The following is a 21,625-nucleotide window of genomic DNA, read 5'->3' as shown; positions in this document are numbered from 1 at the left end:
CCGGACTCCCGTCAGACCTCTTCGACGCTGCTCGGCTCGCGCCGGGACAGGTCGATGCCGAGCTCCTCCGCAGCGCGGAAGACGTCCTCGTCGGTGTCACGCATCTCGATGGACATACCGTCGCTGGACAGCACCTCCACGTTCAGGCAGAGCGACTGCATCTCCTTGATGAGCACCTTGAAGGACTCGGGGATGCCGGGCTCGGGGATGTTCTCGCCCTTGACGATGGCCTCGTAGACCTTCACGCGGCCGGTGACGTCGTCGGACTTGATGGTGAGCAGCTCCTGGAGCGCGTAGGCGGCGCCGTAGGCCTCGAGGGCCCACACCTCCATCTCGCCGAAACGCTGGCCACCGAACTGCGCCTTACCACCCAGCGGCTGCTGGGTGATCATCGAGTACGGACCGGTCGAGCGGGCGTGCAGCTTGTCGTCGACCAGGTGGTGGAGCTTCAGGATGTACATGTAGCCGACCGAGATCGGGTCCGGGAACGGCTCACCGCTGCGGCCGTCGAACAGCCGCGCCTTGCCGGTCGGGAGCACCATGCGCTCGCCGTCCCGGTTCGGGATGGTGTGCTGCAGCAGACCCGCGAGCTCGTCCTCGCGCGCGCCGTCGAAGACGGGGGTCGCGACGTTCGTGCCCGGGTCGACCTGGTCGGCGCCGATCGCCTGGAGGCGCTGCGCCCACTCCTCCGCCAGACCGGAGACGTCCCAGCCGCGGCTGGCGAGCCAGCCGAGGTGGATCTCCAGGACCTGTCCCGGGTTCATTCGGGACGGGACACCCAGCGGGTTGAGGATGATGTCGACCGGGGTGCCGTCCTCCAGGAACGGCATGTCCTCGATCGGCAGGATCTTGGAGATGACGCCCTTGTTGCCGTGACGGCCGGCGAGCTTGTCACCGTCGGTGATCTTGCGCTTCTGCGCGACGTAGACGCGGACCAGCTGGTTCACGCCCGGCGGCAGCTCGTCGCCCTCCTCGCGGTCGAAGACGCGCACGCCGATGACCTTGCCGGTCTCGCCGTGCGGCACCTTCAGCGAGGTGTCACGGACCTCACGGGCCTTCTCACCGAAGATCGCGCGCAGCAGGCGCTCCTCGGGGGTCAGCTCGGTCTCACCCTTGGGGGTCACCTTGCCGACGAGGATGTCGCCCGCGATGACCTCGGCGCCGATGCGGATGATGCCGCGCTCGTCGAGGTCGGCGAGGACCTCCTCGGAGACGTTCGGGATGTCCCGGGTGATCTCCTCGGGGCCGAGCTTGGTGTCACGGGCGTCGACCTCGTGCTCCTCGATGTGGATCGAGGAGAGGACGTCGTCCTGCACGAGGCGCTGCGACAGGATGATCGCGTCCTCGTAGTTGTGACCCTCCCACGGCATGAACGCCACGAGCAGGTTCTTGCCGAGGGCCATCTCGCCGTTCTCGGTGGCCGGGCCGTCGGCCAGCACCTGACCCGTGACGACGTGGTCGCCCTCGGAGACGATGACCTTCTGGTTGACCGAGGTGCCCTGGTTGGAGCGGGAGAACTTGGCCAGGCGGTACGTGATGTACGTGCCGTCGTCGTTGGCCGTGGTGATGTAGTCCGCGGAGACCTCCTGGACCACACCCGCCTTCTCGGCCTTGACGACGTCCCCGGCGTCGACGGCGGAGCGGTACTCCATGCCGGTGCCGACGAGCGGGGCCTCGGACTTGATGAGCGGAACGGCCTGGCGCATCATGTTCGCGCCCATGAGGGCACGGTTGGCGTCGTCGTGCTCCAGGAACGGGATCATGGCGGTCGCGACCGACACCATCTGGCGCGGCGAGACGTCCATGTAGTCCACGTCTTCGGGGCTGACGTAGTCGACCTCGCCACCACGGCGGCGGACCAGCACGCGGTTCTCGACGAAGTGCAGGTCGTCGTTGAGCGTGGCGTTGGCCTGCGCGATGACGAACCTGTCCTCCTCGTCGGCGGTCAGGTAGTCGACCTCGTCGGTGACCTGGCCCTCGAGCACCTTGCGGTACGGGGTCTCGACGAAACCGAACGCGTTGACCCGGCCGTACGAGGCGAGCGAGCCGATCAGACCGATGTTCGGGCCTTCGGGCGTCTCGATCGGGCACATGCGGCCGTAGTGCGACGGGTGCACGTCACGGACCTCGAAGCCGGCCCGCTCACGCGAGAGACCACCCGGACCGAGCGCCGACAGACGGCGCTTGTGGGTGAGACCCGACAGCGGGTTGTTCTGGTCCATGAACTGCGACAGCTGGCTGGTGCCGAAGAACTCCTTGATGGAGGCGACGACCGGCCGGATGTTGATCAGGGTCTGCGGCGTGATCGCCTCGACGTCCTGCGTGGTCATGCGCTCGCGCACGACGCGCTCCATACGGGCCAGACCCGTGCGGACCTGGTTCTGGATGAGCTCGCCGACGCTGCGCAGACGACGGTTGCCGAAGTGGTCGATGTCGTCCGTCTCGACGACGATCGAACCGCCGGAGTCGCCGACCGTCTCGGTCTCGCCCGCGTGCAGCTTGACCAGGTACTTGATCGTCGAGATGACGTCCTCGACGGTCAGGATGCCGGCGTCGAGCGGGGCGTCCGCGCCGAGCTTCTTGTTGACCTTGTAGCGGCCGACCTTGGCGAGGTCGTAGCGCTTGGGGTTGAAGTACAGGTTCTCGAGCAGCGTCTGCGCGGCCTCGCGCGTGGGGGGCTCGCCCGGGCGCAGCTTGCGGTAGATGTCGAGCAGCGCGTCGTCCTGGCCCTGGGTGTGGTCCTTCTCCAGGGTGGCGCGCATGGACTCGTACTCGCCGAACTCCTCGAGGATCTGCTCGGTCGTCCAGCCGAGCGCCTTCAGGAGGACGGTGACGGACTGCTTGCGCTTGCGGTCGATGCGCACGCCGACCATGTCGCGCTTGTCGATCTCCATCTCCAGCCAGGCACCCCGGGAGGGGATGATCTTGGCGGAGAAGATGTCCTTGTCGGACGTCTTGTCGATGGTGGAGTCGAAGTAGACACCGGGCGAGCGGACCAGCTGCGAGACGACGACACGCTCGGTGCCGTTGATGACGAAGGTGCCCTTGTTCGTCATGAGCGGGAAGTCGCCCATGAAGACGGTCTGGGACTTGATCTCGCCGGTCTCGTTGTTGGTGAACTCGGCCGTGACGAAGAGCGGGGCGGCGTACGTGAAGTCGCGCTCCTTGCACTCGTCGATGGAGTTCTTCGGCGGCTCGAAGCGGTGGTCGCGGAAGGTCAGCGACATCGACCCGGAGAAGTCCTCGATCGGGGAGATCTCCTCGAAGATCTCCTCGAGCCCGGACTTGGTGGGGACGTCCTGACCACTCTCGAGAGCCTCCTCGACGCGAGCCTTCCAGACGTCGTTGCCGAGCAGCCAGTCGAAGCTCTCGGTCTGGAGCGCGAGAAGGTTCGGAACCTCGAGGGGCTCCTTGATCTTTGCAAAGGAAATGCGCAGCGGGGCGGTGCTGGCGCCGTTGTTCGTATTCGCGGTCGAGGCGTTGCGCGAGGCGGCCAAGAGGGGGTCCTTCCGAGGGCTCGGACTCACTGCGCGCGTACCGGCCCCTCGCCCGAGCACGGAGACAGAAATCCCAGGTCAGGGATGTTCTGATCGTCGATGCTCAAGTGAGGGCAAGCCCCTGGTGACGGGCAGGGGAGAGCTAACAGGCAGCGCAAAGGGACAGTGTAGCCACTCGGCACACTGATGTCCAGCCCCGATTTTCTGTGACCCTCGTCGTCCTCAACGCCCTCGGCATGCCTGCCCTCAATGCACGTTGATACTGCCCTCTTCGTCGTCGATCCATGCCTCGGATTCGGATCCTTGTGACGACGCGTCCTGAGAATTGCGCGCTGCGTGCTGTTCGTCAAGGCCCCCCAGCCCGAACCAGGGGTTTCCGGAGACACGACGAAGATCACCATACCCCTCGCCGGCGAGGGTGCAAGGCAACCGTGATCGCGCCCCCAGGAACGCCGAGGAGCGACCACCCGGATGGATGATCGCTCCTCGGTACGCTCGCGTTACAGCCCCGGGGGACTGTTTTCAGCGCGCTGTGCGAAGGTCTTACTTGACCTCGACGGACGCGCCGGCGCCCTTGAGGGACTCGGCGGCCTTCTCGGCGGCCTCCTTGTTGACCTTCTCGAGGACGGGCTTCGGGGCGCCGTCCACCAGGTCCTTGGCCTCCTTGAGGCCGAGGGAGGTGAGCTCGCGCACGACCTTGATGACCTGGATCTTCTTGTCGCCGGCGCCGGTGAGGACGACGTCGAACTCGTCCTTCTCCTCCTCGACCGGGGCGGCGGCGGCCGGACCGGCCGGGCCCGCGACGGCAACCGCGGCGGCGGCGGTGACGTCGAACTTCTCCTCGAACGCCTTCACGAACTCGGAGAGCTCGATGAGGGTCATCTCTTCGAACTGCGCGAGCAGGTCTTCCTGGCTGAGCTTCGCCATGATGGGCGATCCTTCCACTAATTCGGCTGGTGCCGGATGTACATGTCTGGCGGGCGTGCGCCTCACGGCGTTACTGCGTAGACGTTCGGCCCGCTGCGACCGTCACCTCAGGCGACGGTCAATGCGCGAGCCGAGTTACTCGGCACCGCCCTGCTCGTCCTGCTTGGCGCGCAGCGCGTCCACGGTGCGGACGAGCTTCGACGGGAGCGCCTGGAAGACCTGAGCAGCCTGGGTCTGCTTGCCCTTGAAGGCGCCCGCCAGCTTGGCGAGCAGAACCTCGCGGGACTCGAGGTCCGCGAGCTTCTTGATCTCGTCGGCGGACAGCGCCTTGCCGTCAAGGACACCGCCCTTGATGACGAGGTTCGGGTTGTCCTTGGCGAAGTCACGAAGACCCTTCGCCGACTCCACCGGGTCACCGGTGACGAAGGCGACCGCCGTCGGACCGTTGAACAGGTCGTCGAGCGTCGTGATCCCGGCCTCGTTGGCCGCAATCTTGGTCAGCGTGTTCTTCACCACGGCGTACTGGGCGTTCTCACCGAGCGACCGGCGCAGCGTCTTGAGCTGAGCCACGGTGAGACCCCGGTACTCGGTCAGCACGGCGGCGTTCGAGCTGCGGAACTGCTCCGTCAGCTCGGCCACCGCGGCAGCCTTGTCGGGCCTTGCCATAGAGCGTCGGCCTCCTTCCGGGTGATGGGACCGCTCGGAAGGGGCTGGAGAAAACGAAACGCCCCGGCGCAGGCGCACGGGGCGTGGCTCTACCTTTACTCCCCTGTGGACAGGGGCGTTCCGGGAGCAACTTCCACAGTCACCTGCGCGGGTCGTCCGCGGTACAGCGGATCCTTCGGCCACCGGGCCCTCTTGCGAAGGCACGGCAACGACCAGCGGTCTTTGGCTTCTCCAGGAGAGTACGGGAACGGGACGCCGTCGAGCAAATCCGTTCGTACGGGGCCGCCCGGCCGCCCTACGGGACTCTCGACGGCCGCGCCGCTCGGCCCTCGGCCGCCGTTCAGCCCTGGGCCGACTGGGCGTCCTTCAGCATCTGGGCCAGGTCGACGGTGTCCTTCGCGGGCGGGGCGTCGACGGTGACCGGCTTGTTGTAGTCGAGGAAGGTGATGGTCATGTCCAGCGGGCCCTTCTCGGTGGCCGAGTTCATCCGGAACCGCTTGGTGTGGTTGCCGCCGTCGATCCACATGTCCATCGTGAGCGTCTCGACGCCCATCTTCTCGTACTGCTCCAGGCTCTTCTGCCGGCGCTCACGGGTGTCCTGGTCGCCGCCCTTCAGGGCCGTGCGCAGGTCGGCCAGGTCGACCGTGCCCTTGTAGTGGGTGGTCTTCACTCCCTCGACGGTCTCGGTGCCGACCTTCTTCACGTCCTTGGAGCCGGTGAGGAAGGTGGACTCGGTGGCCGGGTTCTGGTTGGCCTGGCCGGCGCCCAGCGAGCCGGCGCCCGGGGCGCCCCCGTCGGCGCCGAGTTCGGACGCGCCGAACTTGATCCAGCTCTTCCCGTCCATCTCCTTGGCCGCCTCGGCGCCGCCGTTGACGTAGAGCGCCTGGTCGACGAGGCGCAGCTCCACCTCTTCGGACGCCTTGGAGGACGACATCCGCATGCTCATCGCGAGCGGCTTGACGCTCATCGACGCCTCGCCCCGGACGGTGCCCGCCTCGGGCATCGTGCCGTTCAGCCGGTAGCGGAAGGACGTGATGCCCTCGGTGTTCTTCGCCGCCTCGGCGACGGCCGCGGCGGGGGTCATCGCCGGGGACTCCTCGTCGGTCTTGGCACAGCCGACGGCCCCGGCGGCGAGCAGCAGGGCCGCGACGCCCGCACCGGTGACCCTGACGCCGCCACGGACGCGCACGGAAGACTTCATAGATTCCCCCCAAGGAATTCATGATCGACACACAGCAACCGCGTGAGCGTATCCCACGGGTACGACAGCGGCCCCCGAATTCCCGTGGGGCCCGGGAGGCCCGGGAGACGCCCCTGCTGTGCGTGGGGGGCTGGGGCTCAGGACGTGCCCGTGCCGCCCTGTTTCTTCATCAGCTCGGCGAAGTCCTCGGTGTCGGAGGCCTGGGGCGCCTCGGCGGAGACCTTCACCCCGTAGTCGCTGTAGTACGCGGTCTGGGTCATCGCGCCGGCCGCCATGTCGGCCTTCTCGACCTTCTTGACCAGCAGGTCCTGGTCGTCGACCCAGATGTCCACGGTCTCCGTGGTGACACCGGCCTGGGTGAGCTGCTTCTTCAGGTCGGCGACCTGGCCGGCGCTCAGATCGCTGCCGCGCGCGGCGAGCGCGGCCACGTTCACGGTGCCGGAGTAGTGCGTGGTGCGCTTCCCGGAGACGGTCTCCTCGCCGACCTTGCGGACGTCCCCGGAGGCCAGCAGCAGCTTCACGGACTGGTTGGGCGTGGTGTTCTGCATCTGGTCCTTGAGGTAGGCGCCGGAGGCACCGCCGATGTCGGCCAGGTCGTCGTACCCGTACCTGATCCAGTGCCTGCCGCCCGTCTGCTCGGCGAACGTGTCGCCCATCCGCGCGTAGTAGGCGTCGCGCAGATAGCGCGCCTCCATGGACGTCGTACCGAGCCGGCGCATCGTCTCGGCCGTGGTGCCGCCGGTGTAGGTGATGGTGAGCGTGCCGGTGACGCCGTCGCCCCAGCCGAGGGAGCCGTCGGCCCTCATCGACATCAGCGAGCCCAGGACCGTCGTGGAGCGGACCTTGGCGGACTCGGCCCGGTCCGTGGACCTCGCGGCCGAGCGCAGCGCCGCCAGGGGGCCGACACGGGCCGTGTCCTTGCCCCCGCGGTCGCCGCCCGCGCCCGAGTCGTCGGAGCCGCCGGAGGAACTGCACGCGGCCGCTCCCGACAGCGCGGCCGCCACCACGATCGAGAGGGCCGCTCGGCGCGCGGTCGTGTTCTTCATGTCGTCCCACCCCTGTGCGAGTCCTGTGTCCGCACGCTAACGCAGCGCACTGACATCCGTACGAAGAGTCGTACGGAAAAGGACGGGCCCCGCACCTCGAAAGGTTGCGGGGCCCGCCCTTGTGTCGCGTCCCTGACGCGGCCTGCCGGGGTGAGCGCGGGGCTCAGACGGCGGCCGGGTCCTCCTCGACGAGGAGGTTGCGGGTGCGGTTCGGGTCGAGCTGGATGCCGGGGCCCATGGTGGTGCTCACGGCGGCCTTCTTGATGTAGCGGCCCTTGGCGGCGGACGGCTTCAGACGGAGGATCTCCTCCAGCGCGGCGCCGTAGTTCTCCACCAGCTTGCTGTCGTCGAACGACGTCTTGCCGATGATGAAGTGCAGGTTCGAGTGCTTGTCGACGCGGAACTCGATCTTGCCGCCCTTGATGTCGGTGACGGCCTTGGTCACGTCGGGGGTGACGGTACCGGTCTTCGGGTTCGGCATCAGACCACGGGGACCGAGCACACGGCCGAGGCGGCCGACCTTGCCCATGAGGTCCGGGGTGGCGACGACGGCGTCGAAGTCCAGGCGGCCCTTGGCCACCTCGTCGATCAGCTCGTCGGCACCGACGATGTCGGCGCCCGCGGCACGCGCGGCCTCGGCACGGTCACCGGTCGCGAAGACCAGGACCCGGGCGGTCTTACCGGTGCCGTGCGGAAGGTTCACGGTGCCACGGACCATCTGGTCGGCCTTGCGCGGGTCGACACCCAGGCGGAAGGCGACCTCGACGGTGCCGTCGAACTTGGTCGTGGAGGTCTCCTTGGCGAGACGGACGGCCTCGAGCGGGGCGTACAGCTTCTCCCGGTCGATCTTGGCGTCCGCAGCGCGGAGAGCCTTGCTGCGCTTGCTCACAACTGCTCCTGTGTGTTCTGAAGAGGAGTCGTGGTGTACGGGCCGAGCAGGCCCTACCACGGTGGTTCTACGAAGGTGGGGTTCAGCCCTCGACCGTGATGCCCATGGACCGGGCGGTGCCGGCGATGATCTTCGACGCGGCGTCCAGGTCGTTGGCGTTCAGGTCGGGAAGCTTGGTCTGGGCGATCTCGCGGACCTGCGCCTCGGTGATCTTGGCGACCTTGGTCTTGTGGGGCTCGCCGGAGCCCTTCTCGACACCAGCGGCCTTGAGGATCATCTTCGCGGCCGGCGGCGTCTTGGTGATGAAGGTGAAGGAGCGGTCTTCGTAGACCGTGATCTCCACCGGGATCACCCAGCCACGCTGCGACTCGGTCGCCGCGTTGTAGGCCTTGCAGAACTCCATGATGTTGACGCCGTGCTGGCCGAGCGCGGGGCCGACCGGCGGGGCCGGGTTCGCCGCACCGGCGTTGATCTGGAGCTTGATGAGCCCCGTGACCTTCTTCTTCTTGGGAGGCATAGCTCTCCGGTTCCTCTCTTCGGGTCCTACCCGCGCCCAGGTTGATCTCCTGCACGCAGGCATACCGCACAACGATAACGGGTATGGATGCGCGGCCAAAAACCGAGCAGGTCAGGCAGCGCCTGACCTGCTCGGAAGCGGTACGTCCAGAAGGAACTAGTTCTTCTGGATCTGGTCGAAGGACAGCTCGACCGGCGTCTCGCGGCCGAAGATCTCCACGAGGCCCTTGACCTTCTTCGAGTCGGGGTTGATCTCGTTGATGGTCGCCTGGAGCGTGGCGAACGGGCCGTCGGTGACGGTGACCGAGTCGCCGACCTCGAAGTCCAGCACCTGGACCTCGACCTTGCGCTGCGGGGCGGGCTTGCCCTCGGCCTCGGCGGCCTCGCGGGCGGCCTTCTCCTCGGCCTCCGGGGCGAGCATCTTGACGATCTCGTCCAGGGTCAGCGGGTAGGGGTCGTAGGCGTTGCCCACGAAGCCGGTGACGCCGGGGGTGTTGCGGACGACGCCCCAGGACTCGTTGGTCAGGTCCATGCGGACCAGGACGTAACCCGGCAGCTTGTTCTGCTTGATGGTCTTGCGGTCGCCGTTCTTGATCTGGACGACCTCTTCCTGCGGCACCTCGGCCTGGAAGATGTAGTCCTCGACGTTCAGCGAGACGGCGCGCTGCTCCAGGTTGGTCTTCACGCGGTTCTCGTAGCCGGCGTACGTGTGGATGACGTACCACTCGCCGGGCAGCGAGCGCAGCTCCTCACGCAGGGCCTGGACGGGGTCGACCGGCTCGGCCGGCTCCTCCTCGGCCTCGGCGGCGAGTTCGTCTTCGTCGGTGTCGGCGTCCTCGACGTCACCGTCGTCCGCGCCGTCCTCGTCCTCGACGTGCAGTGCGGCCTCCTCGGCCGGCTCCCCCAGTGCGGCCTCGGCAGCCTCGAACTCGTCCTGCTCGTCCGCGCCCTCGACGATGTCGAGCTCGTCGTCGACCGCCGTATCCGGCTCGATGGCGTCGTTCAGGTTCGGGTCAGACACGATGGCTGCTTCTTCCTGGATACATAGGGGTGGAACATGCGAAAACGGGCGCCGGTACCACGGCGCCCTTCGCTCTTGGCTCAGCCGAAGACGTACTTGGCCGCGTGGTTGAGCCCATAGTCAATCACGGTCACCAGCGCGATCATGATGGCGACGAAGAAGATCACCACGGTGGTGTACGACGTCAGCTGGTTGCGGGTCGGCCAGACGACCTTGCGGAGTTCCGCGACGATCTGGCGGTAGAAGATGGCCAGGCGCTTCAGCGGGCCCTTCTTGCCGCGCTTGCCGCCCTTGCGGGTCTTCTTCTGAGACTCCGGCACCTCATCCCGCGCATCAGGCGTGTCGATGGAGCCCACGGCGTCCGTCATTCATCCTCACCTGATCCCGGGTCGTGGCCGTGCCGCGCCCGGTTTCTGAGCCGCACGGCGGTGCTGTACGTACATGCGCACACATCCTGGCGGTGTGTGTAGCAGGGCCGGAGGGACTTGAACCCCCAACCGCTGGTTTTGGAGACCAGTGCTCTACCAATTGAGCTACGACCCTTTGTGTGTCCCCCAACGTACCGCATCCGACCGGGTGCTTGGAGTGCACCGCCCGGACGAGGCTGCCGAAGGCCAACGAGGTGAGAGTGTACGTGGTCAACGGCCCGGCGTCGAACAGAAAGAGCCCGCACAGGGTGAGCGGGCGGAAGATCGTCCTGGCCGGGGGCCGGATCCGGACGCTTGTTCACGGGTCGGTCCGATGCCGTTCAGTCTGTGAAACCCGCGTGCCGGGGACATTTCCGGTCTGAAACGATGGACCCCATGAGCGCTGCAACCCCACCCACCGAGCGCCGGGTCTCCGCCCGAGTCGGCGCGATCTCCGAGTCCGCCACCCTCGCCGTGGACGCCAAGGCCAAGGCCCTCAAGGCCGCCGGGCGTCCGGTGATCGGCTTCGGCGCCGGTGAGCCCGACTTCCCGACGCCGGACTACATCGTCGAAGCCGCGATCGAGGCGTGCAAGAACCCGAAGTACCACCGCTACACGCCGGCCGGCGGGCTGCCCGAGCTGAAGGCCGCGATCGCCGCGAAGACGCTGCGCGACTCGGGCTACGAGGTCGACCCGGCCCAGATCCTGGTCACCAACGGCGGCAAGCAGGCCATCTACGAGGCGTTCGCCGCGATCCTCGACCCGGGCGACGAGGTCATCGTCCCGGCGCCGTACTGGACGACGTACCCGGAGTCGATCCGGCTGGCCGGCGGTGTCCCGGTGGAGGTCGTCGCCGACGAGACCACCGGCTACCGCGTGAGCGTGGAGCAGTTGGAGGCCGCGCGCACCGAGCGCACGAAGGTCGTCCTGTTCGTGTCCCCCTCGAACCCGACCGGCGCCGTCTACAGCGCCGCCGAGGCCGAGGCGATCGGCCGCTGGGCCGTCGAGCACGGTCTGTGGGTGCTGACGGACGAGATCTACGAGCACCTCGTCTACGGCGACGCGACGTTCACCTCGCTGCCGGCGCTGCTGCCCGAGCTGCGCGACAAGTGCGTCGTGGTCAACGGCGTGGCCAAGACGTACGCGATGACCGGCTGGCGGGTGGGCTGGATCATCGGCCCGAAGGACGTGGTGAAGGCCGCGACGAACCTCCAGTCGCACGCCACCTCGAACGTCTCCAACGTGGCCCAGGTCGCCGCCCTCGCGGCCGTCTCCGGCGACCTGTCCGCCGTGGAGCGGATGCGGGAGGCGTTCGACCGCCGCCGGAAGACGATCGTGCGGATGCTCGGCGAGATCGACGGTGTGTTCTGCCCGGAGCCCGAGGGTGCCTTCTACGTCTACCCGTCGGTGAAGGCCCTGCTCGGCAAGGACATCCGGGGCCGGCGCCCGAAGGACACGGTCGAGCTGGCCGCGCTGATCCTGGAGGAGGTGGAGGTCGCGGTGGTCCCGGGCGAGGCGTTCGGCACCCCCGGCTATCTGCGGCTGTCCTACGCGCTCGGTGACGAGGATCTCGTCGAGGGCGTCAGCCGGATCCAGAAGCTGCTCGCGGAGGCGCGGGACTAGCCGCTCACGAGGGCGCCGACCGGGCGTCCGCCTCCTTCCCGGGGCCACCCACGACTTCCCGTGGGTGGCCCCGGGCATGTGTGCGAGCAAGACCACGTTCGGGGAATCCGCTTCCGGGGCGGCGGGCGCGTGCGGCAGGATCCTCCAATGGAGCGTGTACGTGATGTCTCTGATCTGCCGAAAGCCCATCTGCACCTGCACTTCACCGGGTCGATGCGGCCCACCACCCTGCTGGAGCTGGCCGACAAGTACGGCGTGCGCCTGCCCGAGGCGCTGACGGAGGCGCTGACCAGCGGGGAGCCGCCGAGACTGCGGGCCACGGACGAACGGGGCTGGTTCCGCTTCCAGCGGCTGTACGACGCGGCTCGCTCCTGCCTGCGGGAGGCGGAGGACATCCAGCGGCTGGTCAGGGAGGCCGCGGAGGAGGACCTGCGGGACGGTTCGGGCTGGCTGGAGATCCAGGTGGACCCGACGTCGTACGCACCGCGGCTGGGCGGGCTGATCCCGGCGCTGGAGATCATCCTGGACGCGGTCGAGGCGGCCTCGCGGGACACCGGGCTCGGGATGCGGGTCCTGGTGGCCGCCAACCGGATGAAGCACCCGCTGGAGGCGCGCACCCTGGCCCGGCTGGCGGTGCGTTACGCGGACCGGGGCGTGGTCGGCTTCGGGCTGTCCAACGACGAGCGCCGGGGCATGGCGCGGGACTTCGACCGGGCGTTCGCCATCGCGCGGGAGGGCGGTCTGCTGGCGGCGCCGCACGGCGGTGAGCTGACCGGCCCGGCGTCCGTGCGCGACTGCCTGGACGATCTGCACGCCGCGCGGATCGGGCACGGTGTGCGGTCCGCGGAGGACCCCCGGCTGCTGAAGCGGCTGGCCGACCGGGGGGTGACCTGCGAGGTGTGCCCGGCGTCGAACGTGGCGCTCGGCGTCTACGAGAAGGCCGAGGACGTGCCGCTGCGCACGCTCTTCGACGCGGGGGTCCCGATGGCGCTGGGCGCCGACGACCCCCTGCTGTTCGGTTCCCGACTGGCGGCGCAGTACGACCTGGCCCGCCGGCACCACGCCTTCACGGACGCCGAACTGGCCGAACTGGCCCGGCAGTCGGTCAGGGGGTCGGCGGCGCCGGAGGACGAACGGGCGAAGCTGCTGGCGGGCATCGACGACTGGCTGGCCGGCCCGGTCGACTGAGATGCCGCCACGCGCGGGAGCGGGGAAGCCCGGAAACGGGGGGACCCTGGGACGAGGGGCCCCGGTAACGGGGGAACGAGGAGGACGTCATGCACCTCACCGTCTTCGGCGCGACCGGCGGCATCGGCCGGGAGATCGTCCGTCAGGGGCTGTCCGCCGGGCACCGGGTGACGGCCGTCGTGCGCGATCCGGCCCGGCTGACCGTGACGGGCCCCGGCCTGGAGGTCTTCCGCGCCGACCTCACCGATCCGGAGGCGATCCGCCCGGCCGTGGCGGGCCGGAACGCGGTCCTGTCCGGCCTGGGAGCCCGCCGCCGCGGGGACGCCGGGATCACGTCCCGGCTGACCCGTACGGTCCTCGCGGCCATGGCGGACGAGGGCGTACGGCGGCTGGTCGTGGTCAGTGCGGGCCCGGTCGGCCCCGAGCCGGCCGACGGTCTCCTCGACCGCGCCGCGCGGGGCGTCGTCTCCGCGCTCCTCAGGGACGTCTACGCGGACCTGCGGGAGACGGAGGCGGAACTCGCGCGCAGCGGCACCGACTGGACGTCGGTACGACCGCCGCGCCTGCGGGACAGGCCGCTCACCGGCACGTACCGCACGGTCGTCGGCGGTTTCCCGCCCAGGGGCCGCTTCATCTCCCGCGCGGACGTGGCCCACGTGATGCTCGCGACGGTCGACGACCCGGGGACGGTCCGGCGGGGCGTGGGGGTGGCGTACTAGGTGGTGTACGTGGGCGCGCTGGGCGCAGCGGGCGGGTTCAGAGGCTGACGCCTACCGTCACGGGCTCGTTGACCAGGGTGATGCCGAAGGCTGCGTGGACGCCGGTGACGACCTCGCGGGCCAGGGCGAGCAGGTCCTCGGTGGTGGCGCCGCCCCGGTTGGTGAGGGCGAGGGTGTGCTTGGTGGAGATCCGCGCGGGTCCGCTGCCGTACCCCTTGGTGAAACCGGCCTTGTCGATCAGCCAGGCGGCGGAGGTCTTCGTCCGGCCGTCCCCGTCGGGGTAGGCGGGCGGCTCGGCGCCGTCGCCCAGCCGTTCCCGTACCCGCGCGTGGAAGGCGGCGAACTCCTCCTGGGTGAGGATCGGGTTGGTGAAGAACGACCCGGCCGACCAGGTGTCGTGGTCCTCGGGGTCCAGCACCATGCCCTTCCCGGAGCGCAGCTTCAGGACGGTCTCGCGGGCGGCGGCGAGCGGCACGCGCTCCCCCGGCCCGACGCCCAGCGTGCGCGCGGTCTCGGCGTACTTGACCGGCGCCGACAGCCCGTCCGCGTCCTCCAGCAGGAAGCGGACGCGCAGGACGACGTACCGCCGCGGGTCGGCCTTGAAACGGCTGTGCCGGTACGAGAACACGCACTCGGCGTTGGTCAGGGTGACCGTCTCGCGCGCGGTGCGGTCGTAGGCGACGACCTCGGTGATGGTGGCGGAGACCTCCTGGCCGTAGGCCCCGACGTTCTGGATCGGCGTGGCGCCGGCCGAGCCCGGAATGCCGGCGAGGCACTCGATCCCGGCGAGCCCGGCCTCCACGGTGCGCGCGACGGCGTCGGTCCACACCTCGCCGGCCGCCAGTTCGAGCCGGGTGCCGTCCAGTGCGAAGCCGCGCGTGGCGATGCGCAGGGCGGTGCCGTCGAAGCCCTTGTCGCCGATGACGAGGTTGGAGCCACCGCCGATGACCAGCAACGGAGTGCCGCTGTCGTCGGCCTCGCGCACGGCGGCGATCACCTCGTCGTCGGTGACGGCCGTGACCAGCCGGGTCGCGGGACCGCCCAGCCGGAAAGTGGTCAGCGGGGCGAGGGGAGCGTCGTGGAGTTCCTGCACGCGCCCAAGACTACGAGACACGGCCGACAGCACCGGGCGGCCACCGCGCGCGAAGGGGAGCGCCACGAGAACGCTCCCCTCTCTTCTCCCCCGCGCGTCTCTCCCACACGCGGGAGGCTCCGCGAGGCGGAGGGTCCCACCAGGTGCGCGCAACACGGCGGTGGTCTCCGCGAACCTCGTCGCGGAGACCACCGGGGTTGGACCGTCGCGGCGGGTGCCGCGCGGGTTCAGCTCGCCGCGCTCTCCAGCACCGGCTCCGGCTCGGGCGGTGTCACCGGCCGCGCGGCGCGGCGGTGGGCCGGTATCGCCAGGGCGGCGAGGGCGCCCAGGGCGACCACGGCGGCGCCGGTCACCAGGGCGGGCCGCAGACCGTCGACGAAGGACTGTGCGGACTCGTAACCGCCCTGCGCCGAGAAGATCGACGACATGATGGCGATGCCGAGCGCGCCGCCCACCTCGCGCAGCGCGTTGTTCGCGCCGGAGGCGATGCCCTGTTCGTGTGCGCCGACGCTGGACATGACCAGGTTGGCGGCCGGGGCGAAGTAGAGGGCCATGCCGATGCCGCTGAGGATCAGGGCGGGCAGCTGGGCGGCGTAGGAGACGTCCGCGGCGATCACGTACGCCATGTAGCCGAGTCCTGCGGCCTGGAGGAACAGGCCCGTCGCGACGACCGGGCGTCCGCCGATGCGGTCGGAGAGGATTCCGGCGATCGGGGCGACGAGCATCGGCATGCCGGTCCAGGGCAGCATCCTGAGGCCGGCCTCGGTGGGCGAGTAGCCGAGCACACCCTGCATGAACTGGCTGAGCAGGAAGATCGACCCGAACATCCCGAGGAACATCAGCAGGCTCGCCACGTTGATCCCGGAGAAGGCGCGGGAGCGGAACAGCCGCATGGGCAGCATGGGGTTCTTGGCGCGGGTGCTGTAGAGGGCGAAGCCCACGAGCAGGGCGGTGCCGGCGAACAGCCCGGTCAGGACGAAGGGCGCCGTCCAGCCGTCGGCGGGGCCGCGGACCAGCCCGTACACGATGCCGAACAGACCGCCGCTGGCGAGCAGCGTGCCGGGGACGTCGAGCGGGGCTCCGGTGCCGTACGACTCGGCGAGCCGCAGCCGGGCCAGCGGCAGCAGCGCCAGGCCGAGCGGGACGTTCAGCCAGAAGATCCAGTGCCAGGAGACGTGCTCGGTGAGGCTGCCGCCGATGAGCGGCCCGGAGGCGACCGCGAGTCCGTTGACGGCGCCCCAGATGCCGTACGCCATCCCGCGCCTGGCCGCCGGTACGGCCGCCGTGAGCAGGGTGAGCGTGAGCGGCATCATCACCGCGGCGCCGACGCCCTGGACCGCGCGGGCGGCGATGAGGGAGCCGATGCCGGGCGCCATGGCCGCGGCGGCGGAGGCGCCGGTGAACACGGTGAGCCCGGCGATGAACAGCCGGCGGCGGCCGAACCGGTCGCCGAGCGCCGCACCGAACATCAGCAGGACGGCGAAGGTGAGCGTGTAGGCGCTCACGGTCCATTCCAGGTCGTCCAGCGCTCCGCCTAGGTCCTTGCGGATGGAGGGCAGGGCGGTGGTGACGACGAGGTTGTCGAGGGCCGCCATGAAGCCGGCGACGCTGGTGATGACGAGGGCCCAGACGGCTCCCCCGCGGCGTTCGGTGGTCGGTTCGGTCTGCGTCGGTTCGGTCTGCTGTGACATCGCTCCCCCAGAGCGTGATCCACGATCAATGGGTAGTTATTGATTACTAACTTTCGCGGGCATGAAAAGGCGGTGAACCCTGCCTCCCCCTGTCCCCCTGTTCGGTTCGCCTACTACTCCGTCCGCCCGGAGACCCGGGCGATCGGATAGATCCCCTCCCAGACCCGGTGCTCCGACGGGAACCCCATGGCCGCGAGGGTATTGATGAGCATTCCGTACGCGAGGAAGGTCGTGGTCTCCTCCACGTCCGCCCCCAGCGGCAGGTGCACGGTCTCCCAGAGCTTCATCCAACTGGCCCGCACCGCCTCGCCGAAGGCGTGGTCCCCCTCCGCCTCGGCGGCCGAGACCGCGCCGTAGGTCTGCATCTGCATCTGGAGGCGCTCCGGCTGCTCCTGGATGAGCCGGACGTACGCCGCCGCCATCGCGTGCAGCGCCTCCTCGCCCTCCAGCCCCTCGGCCGCCTGCCCGAGGACACGGCACGCGTCATCCACGCAGCGCAGCGAGGCGGCGGCGAAGATCGCCTTCTTGCCCGGGAAGAGCCGGAAGAGATACGGCTGCGAGACGCCGACCCGCTTGGCGATCGCCTCCGTCGAAGTGCCGTAGTAGCCCTTCCTCGCGAACTCGGCGATGGCCGCCGCGATGACACTCTCGCGCCGCTCTTCTGCGCTCATCCTGACCATGCGAGAAAGTTAGTACTCAATCACTAACTTCGTCAAGGGGGGTCGGGGGCGTGTGATGGGCGGTGAGTGCGTGCTCACGCCCCCCCGACGCGCGTAAGGGGCACCCCGCTATGGAGGACGCCCCTTACCTCGCCGTACGCGACCCGCTCGGACGGCGCGGCGAACCCGCACCGCGCCGCGGTCGGTCCGCGCTCAGGCCAGTCGCACGACCGCCCGGGACATGCCGAGCACCTTCTTGCCGTCGCTCATGGCGGTGAGGTCCACGCGCACGGTGTTGTCGTCGAGCTTGGCGGCGACCTTGGCGCTGACCTCGATCAGGGCGCCCCGGTCGTCGTTGGGGACGACGACGGGCTTGGTGAAGCGGACGCCGTACTCGACCACCGCGCCGGGGTCCCCGGTCCAGTCGGTGACCACCCGGATCGCCTCGGCCATGGTGAACATGCCGTGCGCGATGACGTCCGGCAGGCCCACCTCCTTGGCGAACTTCTCGTTCCAGTGGATCGGGTTGAAGTCCCCGGAGGCGCCCGCGTACCGCACCAGCGTGGCGCGGGTCACGGGAAAGGTCTGCGCCGGCAGCTCGGTGCCGACCTCGACCTCGTCGTAAGCGATCTTCGCCGTCATCGGGCTCAGCCCTCCCCTTCCGCGTCGGCCGCGCGCGCCACCAGCTTGGTCCAAGCGGTGACCACGTGCTCGCCCGCCTCGTCGTGGACCTCGCCCCGGATGTCCACGACGTCGTTGCCCGCCAGGGACTTGATCGACTCGATGGTCGAGACGACGGAGAGCCGGTCACCGGCCCGCACCGGGCGGGCGTAGACGAACCGCTGATCGCCGTGGACCACCCGGCTGTAGTCCAGGCCGAGTTGGGGGTCCTCGATGACCTGTCCCGCGGCCCGGAAAGTGATCGAGAACACGAAGGTCGGCGGGGCGATCACATCGGAGTGACCGAATGCCTTGGCCGCTTCGGCGTCCGTGTACACCGGATTGGTGTCACCCACCGCCTCGGCGAACTCTCGGATCTTCTCCCGGCCCACCTCGTAGGGCTCGGTGGGCGGATAGGTCCGCCCGACGAAGGACTGGTCGAGCGCCATGGCCCGGCACCTCCTGATGTTCGCTGTGGAAGCCACGAGCCGGCGGGAACCGACCCGCGAAAACGCCGCGAGGCCGCCCCCGGACTTGCGGGGCGGCCTCGTGGACGAGCCTGTTGTTATCGCGTCTCGCGGTGCGCGGTGTGCGCATTGCAACGCGGGCAGTGCTTCTTCATCTCAAGACGATCCGGGTTGTTACGCCGGTTCTTCTTGGTGATGTAGTTCCGCTCCTTGCACTCCACGCAGGCCAGCGTGATCTTCGGGCGGACGTCGGTGGCAGCCACGTGAGTGCTCCTAAGACGAACGGATGGACTAATTCAACGCAAGAAAGAGTAGCCGATCGAAGGACCGACCCCGCAATCGGCTACTGTCAGTAGCGGTGACCGGACTTGAACCGGTGACACAGCGATTATGAGCCGCTTGCTCTACCGACTGAGCTACACCGCTTTGATGAGATCAGTCCCGCCTCGCGACGGGAACCTCTCACACCAGAGCCCCAAAACGGAATCGAACCGTTGACCTTCTCCTTACCATGGAGACGCTCTGCCGACTGAGCTATTGGGGCGAGCGATGAAGACATTACACGCTCGGCAGCCGTTCACCCAAATCCGTTTCACACCGCCTGTCCAGGCCCGTTCCGCGCGGATCCCGGCAGCCTCGTGACCCCCTCGCGCACCCCTTCCCGCCAGCGACGGGACCACGCCGGTACGACTATTGCGCTCCTCCGCGCCCCGCGCGTCCGGCCGCCCTAGGCTCGACTCACTCTGCGTGATCTTGCGTCCCCGTGCACGGTCCCCGAGCCTCCCCGTCCCGTGGCCCGCCGGACCCCCGATCCCCTGGAGCGCGATGCCCGACAGCCGCCCGCAGCCGCCCCCGCCGTCGTCGAACCCGCCCGGCTCCTCCGGGCACCCGGACGGGGCCGCCCTCCTGCTGTGCGGCGCCCGGCTCACCGACGGCCGGACCGTGGACGTACGGCTCGCGGGCGCGCGCATCGAGGCCGTCGGCACCGCCGGCAGCCTGGCGCCGGGCCCGGCCCGCTCCGGCGGCGCGCACGTGGACCTCAGCGGCTACCTGCTGCTCCCCGCCCCGGCCGAACCGCACGCCCACGCCGACACCGCCCTGTCGGCCGAGGACGCCGGGCCGGTCCCGTGCGAACCCGAGGACGTCCAGCGCCGGGCCACCGAGGCCGCCCTGCTCCAGCTCGCCCACGGGGCGACCGCCCAGCGCGCGCACGTGCGCGTGGGTGATGTCCAGGGACTCGGCTCGCTGGCCGCGGTCCTCCGGGCACGGCGCTCGCTGCGCGGCCTGGCGGGCCTGACACCGGTCGCGACACCGCGGTTGCTGACCGGGGTGGCCGGCGCGGACGGCCTCGCGATGCTGCGGGACGCCGTGACGATGGGCGCCACCGTCGTGGGCGGCCGTCCGGATCTGGACCCCGATCCCACCGGGTACGTGGCGGCGGTCCTGGAACTGGCCTCCGAGCACGGCTGCTCCGTCGACCTGCACACGGACGCCACCGATCCGGCCCGGTTGTCCCGGCTCGCGGCGATGGCCGCTGGTCTGCGCCCCGGCGTGGCCCTCGGCCCGTGTGCCGGTCTGGCGCTCCTCAGCACGGACGCGGCCTCCCGCCTCGCCGACCAGCTCGCGGCGGCCGGGGTGACGGTCGTGTGCCTGCCCCAGGGCGGCTGCGGCAGCGCCGACCGGCGGGGTACGGCCCCGGTACGGCTGCTGCGGGCGGCCGGTGTCCGCGTCGCCGCCGGAAGCGGCGCCCTGCGCGACGTCTCCAACCCCGTGGGGCGCGGCGACCCCCTGGAGGCCGCCTATCTGCTCGCCTCGCGCCACGGGTTGCGCCCCGAGGAGGCGTACGACGCCGTGAGCGCCTCGGCCCGCGCGGCGCTCGGTCTCCCGGAGGTCCGTGTGGAGGCGGGCTTCCCGGCTGAGCTCCTCGCCGTGCGCGCCGGCCATCTGGCCGGCGCGCTGTCGCTCGCGTACAGCCGGATCGTGGTGCACCGGGGGCGGGTGGTGGCCCGGACGAGCGCGGTGCGGGAGTACTGCAACTCGGCGTCGGCGCGAGAGCCGGGGCTGCCGAGGCAGGGGCGCAAGGAGTTGTCGTAGGGCGTGTGGTGCGGGGGTGGGGTGCGGGGGGGGGACAGGTGTGGGGTGTGCGGCGGAGCGCGCGGGGGGCGTGCGGGCGGTGGGGCGTGGGCGCTCTCTGCCCCGGCGTGCGTGTGGGGTGCGCGCCCGGCGTCCGGCGGATGAAGTGCGTGCCCCGCGAAGCCGCTCGCCCGCACGCCGCTCCCCTTCCCCACCCCCCTTCCTCGCTCTCCTTCCCCCGGCGTACGCCTCGGGCGCTCGGCAGAGCGTGAGCGCCCCTGCTCGCACTCGTGCCCCCGGGCGCGCTCCCTCCCCCGCTCCCGCCGCTCCCGGACCGTGCGGCGGTCGGGGCCGGTGGGGCGTACGGTCGGAGACATGCGCATTGTCATCGCTGGTGGTCATGGACAGATCGCGCTGCGGCTGGAGCGCATGCTCTCCGCGCGCGGGGACGAGGTCGCGGGGATCATCCGCAAGGAGGAGCAGGGCGACGACCTGCGGGAGGTCGGGGCCGAACCGGTGCTGCTCGACCTGGAGTCCGCCGCGCTGGAGGAGGTCGCGGCCCATCTCCAGGGCGCGGACGCCGCGGTGTTCGCGGCCGGCGCCGGCCCGGGCAGCGGCGCGGCCCGCAAGGACACGGTGGACAAGGGCGCGGCGGTGCTGTTCGCGAACGCGGCCGTGCGCGCGGGCGTACGCCGCTTCGTCATCGTCTCCTCGATGGGCGCGGACCCGGCCCACCGGGGCGACGAGGTCTTCGACGTCTACCTGCGCGCCAAGGGCGAGGCCGACGCGCACGTCGCCGGGCTGACCGCCCTGGACTGGACGATCCTGCGCCCCGGCGCCCTGACGGACGACCCCGGCACCGGCCTGGTCCGCCTGGAGGCCCACACGGGCCGCGGCCCCATCTCGCGCGAGGACGTGGCCGCGGTGCTCACGGAGCTGGTGGACAGCGCGGCGACGACCGGGCTGACGCTGGAGCTGATCGGTGGGTCGACGCCGGTGTCGGTCGCGGTGAAGTCGGTGGCCGGGAACTGAGGTTGCCCACCATCCGTCGAACCGTCAGAAGAGAGGCAACTGCCCGGGGAAGTCCGGTACGGCGTAGCCGTCCAACGACGGCTGGACCGCCCCGAGTTGAGCCTGCTGCCGGGATCCCGCGCAGGAGACGAGTTCGTGGTGCTCCCGTGCCCCGGGCGGATCGTGCCGCGCGAACCGTCCTGCGACGACGGCGATCTCACGGCGGCACACGGGACAGGTTCTGCGACGGGACGACATGAGGCCAGTGTGC

21 protein-coding genes and 3 tRNA genes are annotated in these 21,625 nt (G+C 70.0%); 5 read left to right on the top strand and 19 right to left on the bottom strand.

The window, feature by feature from the left end; genetic code table 11:
- Positions 1 to 11: 11 nt before the first annotated feature.
- The 10 genes from rpoB to AB0F77_RS08850 form a co-directional block, all read right to left on the bottom strand.
- On the bottom strand, positions 12 to 3,497 hold the full coding sequence (gene rpoB / locus AB0F77_RS08895) for a DNA-directed RNA polymerase subunit beta (RefSeq protein ID WP_361943770.1): 3,486 nt from the start codon (positions 3,495 to 3,497) through the stop codon (positions 12 to 14).
- A gap of 543 nt (positions 3,498 to 4,040) precedes the next feature.
- Positions 4,041 to 4,424 (bottom strand): 50S ribosomal protein L7/L12, encoded by a 384-nt coding sequence (rplL, locus tag AB0F77_RS08890; protein ID WP_361943767.1) that lies wholly within the window; start codon positions 4,422 to 4,424, stop codon positions 4,041 to 4,043.
- A 135-nt stretch (positions 4,425 to 4,559) separates the two neighbouring features.
- Complete coding sequence (gene rplJ, locus AB0F77_RS08885) at positions 4,560 to 5,090, bottom strand: 50S ribosomal protein L10 (protein WP_266521127.1); 531 nt, start codon at positions 5,088 to 5,090, stop codon at positions 4,560 to 4,562.
- A 340-nt stretch (positions 5,091 to 5,430) separates the two neighbouring features.
- Positions 5,431 to 6,291 (bottom strand): DUF1396 domain-containing protein, encoded by an 861-nt coding sequence (locus AB0F77_RS08880; RefSeq protein WP_361943763.1) that lies wholly within the window; start codon positions 6,289 to 6,291, stop codon positions 5,431 to 5,433.
- Positions 6,292 to 6,428: 137 nt separating this feature from the next.
- A complete protein-coding gene (locus AB0F77_RS08875) occupies positions 6,429 to 7,337 on the bottom strand; it encodes a hypothetical protein (protein ID WP_361943760.1) in 909 nt (302 codons plus the stop codon).
- A 163-nt stretch (positions 7,338 to 7,500) separates the two neighbouring features.
- Complete coding sequence (gene rplA / locus AB0F77_RS08870) at positions 7,501 to 8,226, bottom strand: 50S ribosomal protein L1 (RefSeq protein WP_361943757.1); 726 nt, start codon at positions 8,224 to 8,226, stop codon at positions 7,501 to 7,503.
- Between the two features lie 82 nt (positions 8,227 to 8,308).
- Positions 8,309 to 8,743 carry a 50S ribosomal protein L11 gene (rplK, locus tag AB0F77_RS08865; RefSeq protein WP_055515278.1) on the bottom strand — a complete coding sequence of 145 codons (435 nt, stop codon included), beginning with the start codon at positions 8,741 to 8,743 and terminating at the stop codon, positions 8,309 to 8,311.
- Positions 8,744 to 8,899: 156 nt separating this feature from the next.
- Positions 8,900 to 9,763 carry a transcription termination/antitermination protein NusG gene (nusG, locus tag AB0F77_RS08860; protein ID WP_361943754.1) on the bottom strand — a complete coding sequence of 288 codons (864 nt, stop codon included), beginning with the start codon at positions 9,761 to 9,763 and terminating at the stop codon, positions 8,900 to 8,902.
- A gap of 80 nt (positions 9,764 to 9,843) precedes the next feature.
- Positions 9,844 to 10,131 carry a preprotein translocase subunit SecE gene (gene secE / locus AB0F77_RS08855; RefSeq protein WP_361943752.1) on the bottom strand — a complete coding sequence of 96 codons (288 nt, stop codon included), beginning with the start codon at positions 10,129 to 10,131 and terminating at the stop codon, positions 9,844 to 9,846.
- A gap of 102 nt (positions 10,132 to 10,233) precedes the next feature.
- A tRNA-Trp gene (locus AB0F77_RS08850) sits at positions 10,234 to 10,306 on the bottom strand.
- A gap of 260 nt (positions 10,307 to 10,566) precedes the next feature.
- Between AB0F77_RS08850 and AB0F77_RS08845 the strand changes: the two genes are divergently transcribed.
- From AB0F77_RS08845 to AB0F77_RS08835, 3 genes are all read left to right on the top strand, one after another.
- Positions 10,567 to 11,793: a pyridoxal phosphate-dependent aminotransferase gene (locus tag AB0F77_RS08845; protein WP_361943750.1), complete on the top strand. Its 1,227-nt coding sequence runs from the start codon at positions 10,567 to 10,569 to the stop codon at positions 11,791 to 11,793.
- 147 nt (positions 11,794 to 11,940) lie between these two features.
- Entirely contained in the window at positions 11,941 to 12,981 is a 1,041-nt protein-coding gene (locus AB0F77_RS08840) for an adenosine deaminase (protein WP_361943747.1), read from the top strand.
- Positions 12,982 to 13,070: 89 nt separating this feature from the next.
- Positions 13,071 to 13,700 carry an NAD(P)-binding oxidoreductase gene (locus AB0F77_RS08835; RefSeq protein ID WP_361943744.1) on the top strand — a complete coding sequence of 210 codons (630 nt, stop codon included), beginning with the start codon at positions 13,071 to 13,073 and terminating at the stop codon, positions 13,698 to 13,700.
- A gap of 37 nt (positions 13,701 to 13,737) precedes the next feature.
- Here the strand turns inward: AB0F77_RS08835 and AB0F77_RS08830 are convergent, their stop codons facing one another.
- The 8 genes from AB0F77_RS08830 to AB0F77_RS08795 all read right to left on the bottom strand — a co-directional run bounded on the left by AB0F77_RS08830 (position 13,738) and on the right by AB0F77_RS08795 (position 18,814).
- The gene (locus AB0F77_RS08830) at positions 13,738 to 14,793 is read right to left on the bottom strand and encodes a UDP-N-acetylmuramate dehydrogenase (protein ID WP_361943741.1); all 1,056 of its coding nucleotides are present in this window, start codon (positions 14,791 to 14,793) and stop codon (positions 13,738 to 13,740) included.
- 227 nt (positions 14,794 to 15,020) lie between these two features.
- Complete coding sequence (locus AB0F77_RS08825) at positions 15,021 to 16,484, bottom strand: DHA2 family efflux MFS transporter permease subunit (protein ID WP_361943738.1); 1,464 nt, start codon at positions 16,482 to 16,484, stop codon at positions 15,021 to 15,023.
- Positions 16,485 to 16,597: 113 nt separating this feature from the next.
- Positions 16,598 to 17,164 (bottom strand): helix-turn-helix domain-containing protein, encoded by a 567-nt coding sequence (locus AB0F77_RS08820; RefSeq protein WP_361943735.1) that lies wholly within the window; start codon positions 17,162 to 17,164, stop codon positions 16,598 to 16,600.
- 192 nt (positions 17,165 to 17,356) lie between these two features.
- Entirely contained in the window at positions 17,357 to 17,785 is a 429-nt protein-coding gene (locus AB0F77_RS08815) for a MaoC family dehydratase (protein ID WP_361943732.1), read from the bottom strand.
- A 5-nt stretch (positions 17,786 to 17,790) separates the two neighbouring features.
- Positions 17,791 to 18,252 carry a MaoC family dehydratase N-terminal domain-containing protein gene (locus AB0F77_RS08810; protein WP_361943729.1) on the bottom strand — a complete coding sequence of 154 codons (462 nt, stop codon included), beginning with the start codon at positions 18,250 to 18,252 and terminating at the stop codon, positions 17,791 to 17,793.
- A gap of 116 nt (positions 18,253 to 18,368) precedes the next feature.
- The gene (gene rpmG, locus AB0F77_RS08805) at positions 18,369 to 18,533 is read right to left on the bottom strand and encodes a 50S ribosomal protein L33 (protein ID WP_003948671.1); all 165 of its coding nucleotides are present in this window, start codon (positions 18,531 to 18,533) and stop codon (positions 18,369 to 18,371) included.
- Positions 18,534 to 18,623: 90 nt separating this feature from the next.
- Positions 18,624 to 18,696: transfer RNA gene (locus AB0F77_RS08800), tRNA-Met, on the bottom strand.
- A gap of 45 nt (positions 18,697 to 18,741) precedes the next feature.
- Positions 18,742 to 18,814: transfer RNA gene (locus AB0F77_RS08795), tRNA-Thr, on the bottom strand.
- A gap of 281 nt (positions 18,815 to 19,095) precedes the next feature.
- Here AB0F77_RS08795 and AB0F77_RS08790 point away from each other — a divergent pair.
- Entirely contained in the window at positions 19,096 to 20,364 is a 1,269-nt protein-coding gene (locus AB0F77_RS08790) for an amidohydrolase family protein (protein WP_361943726.1), read from the top strand.
- A gap of 354 nt (positions 20,365 to 20,718) precedes the next feature.
- A complete protein-coding gene (locus AB0F77_RS08785; RefSeq protein WP_361943723.1) occupies positions 20,719 to 21,375 on the top strand; it encodes an NAD(P)H-binding protein in 657 nt (218 codons plus the stop codon).
- A 24-nt stretch (positions 21,376 to 21,399) separates the two neighbouring features.
- On the opposite strand, the gene AB0F77_RS08780 is transcribed toward AB0F77_RS08785, so the two are convergent.
- Positions 21,400 to 21,612 (bottom strand): hypothetical protein, encoded by a 213-nt coding sequence (locus tag AB0F77_RS08780; protein ID WP_361943720.1) that lies wholly within the window; start codon positions 21,610 to 21,612, stop codon positions 21,400 to 21,402.
- Between the last annotated feature and the right edge of the window lie 13 nt (positions 21,613 to 21,625).

It is taken from the genome of Streptomyces sp. NPDC026672 (assembly GCF_040638185.1).
GTDB lineage: Bacteria > Actinomycetota > Actinomycetes > Streptomycetales > Streptomycetaceae > Streptomyces.
This window is presented reverse-complemented; position numbering and strand designations above follow the sequence as displayed.